The following is a 12,878-nucleotide window of genomic DNA, read 5'->3' on the forward strand; positions in this document are numbered from 1 at the left end:
GGTGTGTGGTGCTGTTCTGTGGTGCTGTTTTCGGGCCGGGGCCTACGGTGCGGAGAACACCACCACGGACTGTCCTGCCACCGGGTAGGTTCCGGTACCGTCCCAGGGGCAGTCGACAGCCCCGGACGTGTCCGCGTAACAGGTGCCGGCACCCGGGCGGGCGGAGTCGATCTCCAGCCTCCACGGGTGATGCAGGGGACCGGGGGCCGGGGACGTCGCAGTCGCCGGATCCTCCCGCATGCACACGTGCAGACCGTTGTCGGGGACGGTGAACTCCGTGTCCGGTCCCGGATTCAGCACGACCAGGACCGTGCCCGCCGCCGCTTCCCCGAAAAGGTCTCCGGCGGTTCCCCTCAGCAGTACCGCGATGAGGCGGTGCTCCGGGTCATGCCAGTCGTCGTGGCCGGCCTCCGCCCCGTCGGCCCGGTACCAGGTGACGTCGGGCAGACCGTCGGCCCTGAGATGACCGTGCCGGAAAGCCGTCTGCCGCAGCACCGGCAGCCGGTGGCGGAGAGCGGTCAGTCTCCGGGTGAAGTCCGTGAGTGCGTGGTCCGCACCTGCCCAGTCCACCCAGCCGACCTCGTTGTCCTGGACGTAGGAGTTGTTGTTCCCGCCCTGACTGTTGCCCAGCTCGTCGCCGGCCAGGATCATCGGCGTGCCCTGCGCCGTCAGCAGGGTCGTCAGCATCGCCCGGACCCTGCGGGCCCGCCGTTCCAGGATCCCGGGGTCGTCGGTCGGGCCCTCGGCACCGAGATTGTCGGAGAAGTTCTCCCCGTGACCGTCCCTGCCGTTCTCCCCGTTGGCACCGTTGTGCCGTTCAGAGTAGGAGACCACGTCAGCGAGGGTGAAGCCGTCATGGGCGGTGAGGAAGTTCACCGACGCCGCAGCGGACCGGGGCACCGGGCGGGCCGGGCCACCGGCGGTGCCACCTGACAGCCTCCCCGTCCCGTCCCCGTTCACCGTCGCGGTACCGGCCCGGCTCCCGCCGGGGCTGCCGGTGTCGCCGGTGTCGCCGGTGTCGTAGGCGTCGTAGGAGCCCCCGGAGAACAGGTCGGCCGAACCCAGGAAGAGGGAACCCAGGTCGGTGTCGCCGGGGGTCTCCCCGCGCCACAGGCGGCGGACCCCGTCCCGGAACCGGTCGTTCCACTCGGCCCAGGGCCAGGGAAACTGTCCCAGGCGGTAACCGCCCTCGCCGATGTCCCACGGTTCGGCGATGAGGTGGACCTGCGACAGGACCGGATCCTGGGCCAGGGTCTGGAAGAACGCGGCGGACGGGTCGAAGGACGCCCCGGGTCCCGTCCTTCCCAGCGCCGCCCCCAGATCGAAGCGGAAACCGTCGACACCGAAGTGCGTCACCCAGTGCCGGAGACTGTCGGTGATCATGCGGAGAGTCTGCGGGTGGTGGGTGGCGAGCGAGTTTCCCGTGCCCGTGACGTCGACGTACCCGCTGCCGTCCATGAGGTAGTAGCCGTTGTTGTCCAGCCCCCGCAGTGACACGCTCGGGCCCAGCTCGTCTCCCTCCCCGGAATGGTTGTAGACCACGTCGAGGATCACCTCCAGTCCCGCTCCGTGGAGGGTATGGACCAGCTGACGCAGTTCCCGGTCCGCTGTTACCCCGGTACCGTCGGTGGCGTACCGGGGCTCCGCAGAGAACCAGCTGACCGGCTGGTACCCCCAGTAGTTCGTGAAACCCCGGTTGACCAGGAACCGGTCGTCGATGAAGGTCTGCAGGGGCAGCAGTTCCACCGCAGTCACACCGAGACTGCGCAGGTGGTCCACCACCGCCGGACAGGCCATGCCCGCATAGGTCCCTCGCAGCTCCCCGGGAACGTCAGGATGTGCTGCGGAGATGCCCCGGACATGGGCCTCGTAGATCACCAGATCGCCGCAGCGGTGGTCGGCGGCACGCCCGGGACGGTTGGACGCCGGGTCCGGGACATCACCCGGCGGTCCCGCCGCGCCGGAGTCGGGTGAAGCGACGACACACCGGGGGACGACCGACGCACTGTCCCTCCGGTCGGCCTCACCGTTGCCGGTGAACGCGGACATCAGCGGGTGCCAGCGCACCGGGGACTCCACGATGCGGGCGAACGGGTCGAGCAGCAGTTTCGCGGGGTTCGCGTAGCGTCCGGAGACCGGGTCCCATGCCCCGGAGACACGGAACCCGTAGCGGGTCCCCGGTCCTGCCCCGCTGACCCGCGCATGTCTGATCCCGCCGGAACGGTAGGGCAGCGGCACCCGGATCTCGGTCGGAGGGCCCGCATCGTCCCCCTCGGTGAAGACACAGAACTCCACGGACGTCGCCTCAGGAGCCCACACCGCCACATTCACCGCCGGCACCGCGGTACCGCCCCCGGCACCGGGCGTTTCAGCGGTGACTCCCAGGGGCGTCGGACGCCCCCGCGACACCTGCAGTGGCGCGCCGGGTGCCGTGTCCCCGGGCGCCGGGCCGGCCTGGCCTGTGTCCCCGTCTCCGGTCACGGTGCACCTGCCCCGACGAGCCCGTCGAACAGTGCCACGTACCGGGCGGCTGAAGTACCCCAGTCCACCGGGGTGGTCATCGCCGAGGTCCGTAACCTCACCCACGCCCCCCGGTCGGCGTAGAGGTCGACCGCCCGTCCCAGAGCGAAGCCGAGACCCCCGGCGTCCACCGTCCCGCCCAGTCGCACGTCACCGAAACTGAAACCGGTGGCCGTGCCCGCGGCGAGTGCCTCAGGAGTGGCGTCGGTGACCGTGTCCCGCAGACCCCCGGTCGCGGCGACCACCGGGACAGCACCGTAGCGCTGACCGTAGAGCTGGGTCAGCCCGCAGGGCTCGAAGCGGGAGGGAACCACCACCAGATCACCGCCGGCGTACATCCGGTGGCTCAGGGCCTCGTCGTAGCCGGTACGCACCCCGACCGAGGACGGGTACCGGGCGGCCAGGTCGGTGAGACGACGCTCGAGGTCGGGATCGCCGGAGCCGAGGACGGCGAGCATCCCGCCGGCGGCGGTGAAACCCGGAGCCGCCGCGCACAGCAGGTCCATGCCCTTCTGGTGGGTCAGCCGGGAGACCACCACCGCGAGCGGCCCGCCCGTGTCGGGAAGCCCGAACTCCTCCAGCAGGGCGGCACGGTCGGCGTCCTTCCCCCTCTGGTCGGCGGCACTGTAGGGGGTCACGGCAGGGTCGGTGGCAGGATTCCACACCGTGGTGTCGATACCGTTGAGGATGCCGGTCATCTCACCACGGGCCAGCCGCGCCGCGGCGACCCCCTCGAGGCCGAACCCGAACTCCGGGGTGGCGAGTTCCTCGGCGTAACTCGGGCTCACCGTCGTGACCCGGGTGGCGTGGACCATCCCCGCCTTCAGGGTGCTGACCAGTCCGTGGTACTCCAGGGCGTCCATGTGGAAGTCCCAGGTCGGCAACTTCAACCGGTCAAGCTGATCAAGGCCGAACACCCCCTGGAAGGCGATGTTGTGCACCGTCATCACCGTCGGCGGCACCACAGCCCCGGCCATTGCCGCATACCTGAGATAGGACGGGACCAGCCCGGCCTGCCAGTCGTGGACATGGACCAGGTCAGGACGCCACCTGTCACCGGTCCCCCCGATCGCCAGCTGCGCCCCCACCCAGGACAGCGCGGCGAAGCGGACATGGTTGTCAGGGTGGTCATGTCCGTCGACGGTGTACGGGCCCCCGGGACGGTCGAAGAGGTGCGGTGCGTCGAGGACCATCAGGTCAAGCCCGGAGGAGCCGGCACCCGGGGCACAGTCCAGGACACCACGGCGTACCGTCGCCGGGCCCCCGAAAAGATCCCCGGTGGACCACACCCGGCGCATCCGCGTGCCCGCAAGAATCTCACTGACCTGAGGATATGCGGGGACCAGCACCCGGGTGTGCCACCCCGACGGCTCCAGGGCCGCCGGCAGTGCGCCGACGACGTCAGCCAGACCACCGGTCTTGACCAGGGGAGCACACTCCGAGGCGACGGACAGGACCCGACGCCGGCGCGGCCGTGGAACCATCGCCCGCCTCACCTCCCCAGCTCGTGCTGCCGACGGTCGAGCATAGCCTGGGTGACCAGCACAATGCCCGAGTCCGAGCACCTGTACCACTTCCGGTCCTCCTCCGGGTCCTCCCCGACGACAAGCCCCTCAGGGATGTGGACGCCACTGTCGATGACACACCGCGACAGTCTGGCGCTGCGCTCGATCTGTACCCCGGGAAGGACCACGGCATGGTCCAGGACCGTGTACGACCGGGTCCGGGTGTTGGTGAACAGCAGCGAGTTCCTGATCTCCGATCCGCTGATGATGCAGCCGCCTGTCACCAGGGACTGGACGGCCGAGCCTCTCCGGTCCTCCTCGTCATGGATGAACTTCGCCGGAGGGACGAGCTCGGCGTAGGTCCACACCGGCCAGGAGTTGTCGTAGAGGTCCAGCGCCGGGACAAAGTCGGTGAGATCTATGTTCGCCTGCCAGAACGCGTCGACGGTACCGACGTCCCTCCAGTAGGGGCGGGTCTCCAGACCACTCATCACGCAGGACTCACTGAAACTGTGCGCGTAGGCGAAACCGTCGTCCACGAGCTTCGGGATGATGTTGTGGCCGAAGTCGTGGGCGGAGTCCGGGTCCGCGGCGTCCTCCCTCAGGATGTCGCGGAGCAGGGACCACTCGAAGACGTAGATGCCCATGGACGCCAGGCAGGTGTCCGGATCATTCGGCATGCCGGGCGGGTCGGCCGGTTTCTCCAGGAAGTCGACGATCCGCCCGGTGACGTCGGTGTGCATGACACCGAACGCGGACGCCTCCCCGCGGGGGACGGTGAGACAGCCCACGGTCACTTTCGCGCCCGTGTCGACATGCTGACGCAGCATCACCTCGTAGTCCATCTTGTACACATGGTCGCCGGCGAGCACGATGACGTACTTCACCTTGTAGTCGTCGACGATGTCGATGTTCTGTGTCACCGCGTCGGCGGTGCCCGCGTACCACTTCTCCTCGGCGACACGTTGGCTGGCGGGAAGAATGTCGAGGAACTCGTTGCGCTCGGCGCGGAAGAAACTCCAGCCGCGCTGCAGGTGACGGATCAGGGAGTGCGCCTTGTACTGGGTGGCGACGGCGATCCGGCGGATACCCGAGTTCAGGGCGTTGGACAGGGCGAAGTCGATGATGCGGGACTTCCCGCCGAAGTAGACGGCGGGCTTGGCGCGCCGGGCGGTGAGCTCACGGAGCCGGCTTCCCCTGCCGCCGGCGAGGACGAAGGCCATGGTCTGGCTGGTCAGCCGGGGCGCGGCACCGAAATGCAGGGGGCCGGTCGGGTTTCCGGTGGATGGGGTGGTGGGGCGGGTGGTGTTGTGTGGTGTGGTCACGGTCGTTCCTTGACGAAATAGAGTGTGGTCAGTGGTGGCAGTGTGAGCAGGGCGGACTGTGCCTCGGTGCCGGAAGGCACAGCCTCGGTCTCGATGCGCCCGGTGTTTCCCCGGTTTCCGCCCGCGTAGTAGGCGGAGTCGGTGTTGAGTGCCTCGGTCCACGCCCCGGGGACAGGGAAAGGGACGCGGTACCCCCGGTGCTCGACCGGGGTGAGATTGCAGACGACCACGACATGGGCGTCCCCCGGGGCACCGCGGCGCAACCAGGCGAACACCTCATGGCCGAGGTTGTCGGGGTCGTCGACGATGAGCCACTGGAATCCCCGGCTCTCGCAGTCACCGCGGTGCAGGGCAGGTTCGCTCCGGTACAGCTGGTTGAGGTCACGCACCAGGGCCCGGACTCCGGCGTGGCCGGGGTCGTCGAGGCAGTGCCACTCCAGCTGCCCGCGGTGGTCCCATTCGGCGACCTGGCCGAACTCGGTACCCATGAACAGAAGCTTCTTGCCCGGGTAGCCCCACATGTACCCGTAGAAGGCCCGCAGGTTGGCCAGTCGGGCGGCGTGGTCGCCGGGCATCCTGCCGTACACCGAGCCTTTGCCGTGCACGACCTCGTCATGGCTGACCGGCAGGACGAAATTCTCGGAGAAGGCGTAGGTGAGACCGAAAGTGAGCTGGTCGTGGTGGTACCTCCGGTACAGCGGGTCACGTCCGAAGTACTCCAGGGAGTCGTTCATCCAGCCCAGGTTCCACTTGTAGCTGAACCCCAGGCCCGTCGTACGGCTCCCCGGCTGCGGAGGCGCGGTCACACCCGGGTACGTGGTGGACTCCTCCGCGACCGTCAGGGCCCCCGGGCATTCCCCGGCGGCAACTGCAGTGGTGTCCCGGAGGAAGGAGATGCCCTCGTAGTTCTCCCGTCCGCCGTCATCGTTGGGGATCCACTCGCCGGGGCGGCGTGAATAGTCGCGGTAGACGACCGAGGAGACGGCGTCGACCCGAAGGCCGTCGAGGTGGTACTCCTCCAGCCAGTACAGGGCGTTGGCGGTGAGGTAGTTGGCGACCTCGGGTCGGCCGTAGTTGTAGATCAGTGTCGTCCAGTCGGGGTGGAAGCCGCGACGGGGGTCAAGGTGCTCGTAGAGGGCGGTGCCGTCGAACTGTCCGAGGCCGTGGGCGTCGGTGGGGAAGTGGCCCGGTACCCAGTCGGCGAGGACGCCGAGCCCCAGGGAGTGGGCGGCGTCGACGAACTCCGCGAAATCCTCCGGGAGGCCGTACCGGCTCGTCGGCGCGTAGAGACCCACCGGCTGGTACCCCCAGGACCCGTCGTAGGGGTACTCGGAGACAGGGAGAACCTCGATATGGGTGAAACCGAGGTCGGCGACGTAACGGGGAAGCTCGGCGGCGAGTTCCCGGTAGGTCAGGGTGGTGCCGTCGGGCCGGCGCCTCCAGGACCCGAGGTGGACCTCGAAGATGCTGACCGGGTCCGTGGTGCCCGCCTGACCGGGCGAGTGCGGGGGACCGCCGGCGGCCGGGGAACCGCCGGCGGCCGGGGAACCGCCGGCGGCCGGGGAACCGCCGGTGACCGGGGAGGTCCGCGACCGCATCCACTCCGCGTCCCTCCACCGGTGGGTGCCGAGACGGCGTACCACGGAGGCGGTGGCCGGGGGCTTCTCCGCGCCGAAGCCGACCGGGTCGGCCTTCTGGGGCAGGGGCCGGCCACCGGGGCCGAGGATGTCGTACTTGTAGACCGCCCCGTCACCGAGTCCGGGCAGGAACAGCTCCCACACCCCGGTCGCCCCGCGCAGGCGCATGGGGTGGGCCGTCGGGTCCCAGCTGTTGTGGTCCCCGACCACGGAGACCCGTTCGGCGTCGGGCGCCCACACGGCGAAGTGGACGCCGGGGACCCCCTCGAAGGTCATCACATGTGCCCCGAGCACGGTCCACAGGCGACGGTGTCTGCCCTGGCTGATGAGAAGTTCGTCGAGCGGTCCGATGACCGGGCCGAACCGGTAGGGGTCCTCCCTGTCCTCGGTCACAGCGGGGCACCCGGCCGGGCCGGGCCAGGTGACGCGCAACCGGTAGTAGGGCAGTAGACGGCCGGTGAACACTCCCGGGGCGGCGGGGTGGGGGGTCAGTGCAGCCTCGTCAGTGTCGTTGACCACACTGACGGCAAGGGCCCCCGGTACGTGGACGACGATTCCCCGACCGTCGGAGGTGGGGCCCAGGGCGGCGAAAGGGTCGGGGTGTGTTCCCGCGGCCAATCGTCGGGCGTCCGTGTCGGTGATCATCCCGGTCCCCCCTTCCCCTTCATCTCCTGTGCCGTCTGTGCCCGGTCGCCTGTGTACGGTCGCGGTCACACGACCGGGAGGACATCCCAGATCTTCGCCATGTACTCCCTGATCGACCTGTCGGAGCTGAAGTAGCCCATCCGTGACATGTTGATCACGGACCTGCGCTGCCACAGCGCCGGGTCCCGGTAGACCCTGTCCACCTCGGACTGTGCGGCATCGTAGGAGTCGAAGTCGGAGGCGACGAGGAACCAGTCGTTGTTCCACATGTTGTCCAGCAGGCTGTCATAGCGGTGGTGGTCGTCGGGACTGAACGTGCCCTCGGCGACCGCCTGCAGTACATCCCGCAGCGCCTGGCTGTCCTCGATCGCGGCCCGGGCGTGCCCGGGAACCCCGCGGCGCTCCACGACCTCGTCGGCGGTCAGTCCGAAGAGGAAGAAGTTCTCGGCACCGACATGGTCCCTGATCTCCACGTTCGCCCCGTCGAGGGTGCCGACAGTCAGGGCACCGTTCAACGCGAACTTCATGTTGCCCGTGCCTGAGGCCTCCATACCTGCCGTCGAGATCTGTTCGGACAGGTCCGCCGCCGGTATCAGCTTCTCCGCCATGGAGACGTCGTAGTTCGGCGGGTAGACCACGCGCAGCAGGTCACGGGTGACAGGGTCGTTGTTGACCACCTCGGCGACATCGTTGATCAGACGGATGATGTCCTTGGCGGCCCGGTAGCTTGCCGCGGCCTTTCCCCCGAAGATCTTCACCCGGGGGACCCAGCCCTGCCCCCCGTTGTCCGGGTCCCGTCTGATCCTCTGCCAGCGGGCGATGGTCCACAGGATGTTCATCAGCTGGCGTTTGTACTCGTGCTGCCGTTTGACCTGGATGTCGTAGAGGGCCCCGGTGGGCACACTGATGTCGAACCTGTCGTCGAGCCACTGTGTCAGTCGTTGTTTGGCGAGGTGTTTCGTCTCCCCGAAGGCTTCGAGGAAACCCGGGTCGTCCAGGTGACGTTCCAGGTCCGACAGTCGGTCGAGGTCGGTCTCCCACCCTTCCCCGACGGTGTCGGTGACCAGTCGGGCCAACGGCCTGTTGGCGAGTTTCAGCCACCGGCGTGGGGTGACGCCGTTGGTGACGTTGAGGATGCGGCCGGGATGCCGCCGGTCGAGGACCGGGAAGAGGTCCCGCTGCACCAGCTCCGTGTGCAGTGCCGAGACACCGTTGATGCGGTGACTGGTGACGAATGCGACGTCGCCCATCTTCACCGCACCGTCGCCGATCAGCCCCACCCCGTCGGGGCGGGGGCCGGCGATCTCGATCTCACGGGAGTCCAGTCTCTCGATGATCTGCAGGTGGCGGGGAAGGACTTTCTGCATCAGACCGACCGACCACCGTTCCAGGGCCTCCGGCAGCAGGGTGTGGTTGGTGTATCCGAGTACACCGGTGGTCAGGTCCGCAGCAGTGTCGAAGGCGAACCCGTGGTCGTCGACGAGCAGGCGGATCAGCTCCGGTCCGGCGATCGCCGGGTGGGTGTCGTTCATCTGGATGGCGACCCGGTCCGGAAGTCCGGTCAGGTCGGTGTGGTCGGTGAGGTAGCGCCTCAGGATGTCCTGGACTGATGCGGAGGTGAGGAAGTACTCCTGGGACAGCCTGAGTTCCTTGCCTTCCTCGGTGGAGTCGCTCGGGTACAGGACGCGTGACAGTGCCCGGGCCAGTGCCTCATGGTTGGAGGCGGCGACGATGTCACCGGCGTTGAACCGCTCCAGGTCGAACAGGTCCGCGGTGGGCATCGCCGCCCACAGCCGCAGGGTGTTCGCCCATTTCCCCCCGTAACCGACGACAGGGGTGTCGTGGGCGGTGGCCCGGACCCGCGCCCGGGGACGCCACACCGGGCGTCCCTCCACGTCCTCGACCGAGCCGCCGAAGCCGACGCCGTAGGAGGATTCGGGGCGGGTGAAGTTCCACGGGGCCTCGGTGGCCAGCCAGTCCTCCGGGGTCTCGATCTGCCTGCCGTGGTCGAAACTCTGGCGGAACAGCCCGTGCTCGTAGCGCAGGCCGTAACCCACCGCGGGGCAGGCGAGGGTGGCCATCGACTCCATGTAGCAGGTTGCCAGCCTGCCCAGACCCCCGTTGCCGAGGGCGGCGTCCGGCTCGTCCTCGGTCAGGGCGGTGAAGCTGAGCCCCAGTCCGTCGAGGACCTCCTCGACGACATCGCGCAGGCCCAGGTTGATCGCGGCGTCCTCCAGCAACCGGCCGATGAGGAACTCCATCGACAGGTAGTGGACACGTTTCCGGTCCTCCGCCCAGGTGCGGCGGGTCGATTCGAACTACGGGGTGACCACCCGGTCGCGGATCGTGTGTGACAGGGCCAGCCGCCAGTCGGTCACCGAGGCGTGTTCCGGGTCCTTGCCCACGGTGTACTGCAGATGGTGCAGCAGCCACCAGCGGAAGTGGTCGGGGGTGGGGTCGGGGGGGTGAGATCGTCACGCCCCACACCGTGGACGGGGAGAGACTCGGGACGGAGGTCAGACATGTGTCTCCAGGTGATCCTCGGGGGATCAGAGATCCCTGCCGGACTGGTTCGTCACTCTGACCGCGATCCTAACCCGGTCAGCCACACGGTGCAGTCCGGGGGGACACGGGTGGTGACCCCGGGTGTGGTCGCCAGCACCACCCTCGCCCCGGCAGGCGGGGTCCACGGCCGTGTACCGGTGTTCGTGCAGACAGTCACGGTGGTCACGGGGGTGGTCACGGTGACGGTGACGATGTCGGCGTCCTCCGCTGAGGCAGGGGTGTCCACCGTGGCGCGGCCCTCACAGGTCCGCAGTTCCCTGCGCAGCCCCAGCACAGTCCGGTAGAGCTCGAGGGTGGAGTCCGGGTCCCCGGCCTGCCTGTCGACCGCGAGGTCGGCGAAAACGGGCGGCTGGGGCAGCCACGGAGGTGCGGCAGCGTCGGCGGGCCCGAACCCGAAGCCCGGGGCGTCCGCGGTCCAGGGCAGCGGCACCCTGCACCCGTCACGGCCCAGCTCAGGGTGGTCGGTGCCGCGGGTGCGGCGGAAGGTCGGGTCCTGGCGGGCGGAGTCCGGGATGTCCAGCACCTCCGGCAGGCCGAGCTCTTCACCCTGGTAGAGGTAGGCGCTGCCAGGCAGTGCGAGCATCAGGGCGGTGGCGGCCCTCGCGCGTGCCAGGCCGGTGGCCCGGTCCGGTTCGTGGACCGGTCCGGCCAGCTGGGTGACCGCCTCCTGCGGCGAGAGTGCGAGGCGGGTGGCGTGCCTGATCACGTCGTGATTGGACAGGACCCACGTGGTGGGTGCTCCGACAGCGTCGTTGACGCGGAAGGAGTCGGTGATGACGGTCCTGAGGTCCGCCGCATTCCACCGGGTGTCGAGGAAGGCGAAGTTGAACGCCTGGTGGTGTTCACCGGGGCGCACGTACCGGGCGATGCGGTCGACCGGGTCCACCCACGCCTCGGCAACCATGATGCGCTGCTGTTCTGCGGTACCGTAGCTGTCGATGATGCGCCGCCACCGGCGGTAGATGTCGTGGACCCCGTCCAGGTCCCAGTAGGGTGAGGCGGCGGAGGACATGGTGTCGGCGCCGGCGGCGTCCCCGGTCTCCCCGGTCCCTCTGGCGTCGCTGGCGTCGCCAGTGTCCGGAAGTCCGGGTTCCTTGACCATCCCGTGGGCGACATCGACACGGAAACCGTCGACGCCGCGGTCCAGCCAGAACCGCAGTACCCCGTCGAAGGCGTCGTGGACTCCCGGGTCATCCCAGTTCAGGTCGGGCTGGGAGGAGTCGAAAAGGTGCAGGTACCACTGTCCGTGCGGGTCCCCGGGATGCTTCGACCGGGCGGACCCGCCGAAATTGGACCGCCAGTTGTTCGGGGGAGTGTCCGGGTGCTCCGGGTCCGGTGCCCGGAAGTGGTAGCGTGCCCGCTGTCTGCTGCCCACCGGCGAGTCCAGTGCACTGCGGAACCACCGGTGACGGTCGCTGGTGTGGTTCGGGACCAGGTCGACGATCACCCGGAGTCCCAGGTCGTGGGCCCGGGAGATGAGGGCGTCGGCGTCGGCGAGGGTGCCGAACCGGGGGTCCACGTCGCAGTAGTCGGCGACGTCGTACCCGGCGTCATTCTGGGGTGAGGGGTAGAACGGGGAGATCCACACGGCGTCGACGCCGAGGTCACGTACATAGGGCAGGTGCGCCGTGATTCCGGGGAGATCGCCTGTCCCGTCGCCGTCCGAGTCGGCGAAAGACCTGGGGTACACCTGGTAGATCACGGCATAACGCCACCAGTCGGGTGCTCCGGAGGCTGCCACGGTGCCGCTCAACTTCCGTCCCCGGCCGAGCGGAGGATCTCGACCACCCGCCCGACGGACGCCGGCGTCCCCGCCACGGACCAGAGTTTCCCGCCGGCGGTGACTCTCTCGACCTGTCCGCCGGCACCTTCGACGAGTGCCCGGCCGGGCAGCAGGTCCCAGGGCAGCACGCTGTGCTGCATCCAGCATCCGTTGTTTCCCTGGGAGACGTTGCCGAGGTCGACGGAGGCCGATCCGTTCCAGCGCACGGTCGCGAACTCCCGGACCACCGAGGTGTAGACTTCGTTGACCGTGGGGTCGGCGATGTCGGTGGGGTGGAGGTAGCCGCCGAGGCAGGTCGCGGCCGGTGCGAGGTTCCTGCCGCCGTCGTCGAGCCGTCCGACGGGACGGCCGTCGAGGCTCGTCGGGAAGTCAGCACCGCCGAACCACGTGTATCCCATGGCGGGACGGTGGACCGCACCGAAGTGGATGAGGTCAGGATCGTCGGGGTCGCCCTCCACCAGGGACAGGGCCGAGCACCAGTAGTCCGAGCCGGTGGTGAAGTTGTAGGTGCCGTCGACGGGGTCGATCACCCAGGTGCGGCCGGAGTGGCTGGACGCCGAGGTTCCCTCCTCACCGAGCAGACCGTCCTCGGGGCGGAGGGTGTGCAGGGTCTCGGCGATGAACTGTTCCGCGGCGTTGTCGGCGGCGGTCACGACGTCGGAGACCGAGGTCTTGTACTCCGTCGTCAGTCCTGCCTCGCGCATGCGCCACGCCAGTCTCCCGGCGTTGTAGACGAGCGCCTGGGCCAGGGCGGCGTCGTCGTCCCGGTCGTGGGCGATGATGAAGGTCTTGGTGATGGCCTGGAGTGCTTCAGCGGGGATCGGTGACGTCGGCGAAGTCATGGTCCCTATTGTGCCGTGGCAGGCGGTGACCCGCGCGGGCGGGTGCGGGGTGCCTG

7 protein-coding genes are annotated in these 12,878 nt (G+C 68.9%); all 7 read right to left on the bottom strand.

Going from position 1 to position 12,878, the window contains the following annotated elements:
* Positions 1–42: 42 nt before the first annotated feature.
* On the bottom strand, positions 43–2,481 hold the full coding sequence (locus E0E18_RS12280) for a glycogen debranching protein (RefSeq protein ID WP_237559824.1): 2,439 nt from the start codon (positions 2,479–2,481) through the stop codon (positions 43–45).
* Positions 2,478–4,004 carry a glycogen synthase GlgA gene (gene glgA, locus E0E18_RS12285; protein ID WP_130841503.1) on the bottom strand — a complete coding sequence of 509 codons (1,527 nt, stop codon included), beginning with the start codon at positions 4,002–4,004 and terminating at the stop codon, positions 2,478–2,480. The genes E0E18_RS12280 and glgA overlap by 4 nt, the downstream gene beginning before the upstream one ends.
* Positions 4,005–4,012: 8 nt before the next feature.
* Positions 4,013–5,350 (bottom strand): glucose-1-phosphate adenylyltransferase, encoded by a 1,338-nt coding sequence (glgC, locus tag E0E18_RS12290; protein WP_237559825.1) that lies wholly within the window; start codon positions 5,348–5,350, stop codon positions 4,013–4,015.
* Positions 5,347–7,632, bottom strand: coding sequence for a 1,4-alpha-glucan branching protein GlgB (gene glgB, locus E0E18_RS12295; RefSeq protein ID WP_130841505.1), 2,286 nt, complete (start codon positions 7,630–7,632; stop codon positions 5,347–5,349). The genes glgC and glgB overlap by 4 nt, the downstream gene beginning before the upstream one ends.
* 65 nt (positions 7,633–7,697) lie before the next feature.
* A complete protein-coding gene (locus tag E0E18_RS12300; RefSeq protein WP_237559826.1) occupies positions 7,698–9,893 on the bottom strand; it encodes a glycogen/starch/alpha-glucan phosphorylase in 2,196 nt (731 codons plus the stop codon).
* A gap of 314 nt (positions 9,894–10,207) precedes the next feature.
* Positions 10,208–11,950: a glycoside hydrolase family 13 protein gene (locus tag E0E18_RS12305; RefSeq protein WP_130841507.1), complete on the bottom strand. Its 1,743-nt coding sequence runs from the start codon at positions 11,948–11,950 to the stop codon at positions 10,208–10,210.
* On the bottom strand, positions 11,947–12,822 hold the full coding sequence (locus E0E18_RS12310; protein WP_066590172.1) for an inositol monophosphatase family protein: 876 nt from the start codon (positions 12,820–12,822) through the stop codon (positions 11,947–11,949). The genes E0E18_RS12305 and E0E18_RS12310 overlap by 4 nt, the downstream gene beginning before the upstream one ends.
* Positions 12,823–12,878 lie beyond the last annotated feature (56 nt).

The organism is Corynebacterium neomassiliense, assembly GCF_900626215.1.
GTDB lineage: Bacteria > Actinomycetota > Actinomycetes > Mycobacteriales > Mycobacteriaceae > Corynebacterium > Corynebacterium neomassiliense.

What these genes read in the sequence shown, in the direction of transcription:
- glgA (WP_130841503.1), bottom strand. Translation starts at nt 4,004, where the DNA reads ATGGTTCCACGGCCGCGCCGGCGTCGGGTCCTGTCCGTCGCCTCGGAG.
- glgB (WP_130841505.1), bottom strand. Translation starts at nt 7,632, where the DNA reads ATGATCACCGACACGGACGCCCGACGATTGGCCGCGGGAACACACCCC.
- E0E18_RS12300 (WP_237559826.1), bottom strand. Translation starts at nt 9,893, where the DNA reads ATGGAGTTCCTCATCGGCCGGTTGCTGGAGGACGCCGCGATCAACCTG.
- E0E18_RS12310 (WP_066590172.1), bottom strand. Translation starts at nt 12,822, where the DNA reads ATGACTTCGCCGACGTCACCGATCCCCGCTGAAGCACTCCAGGCCATC.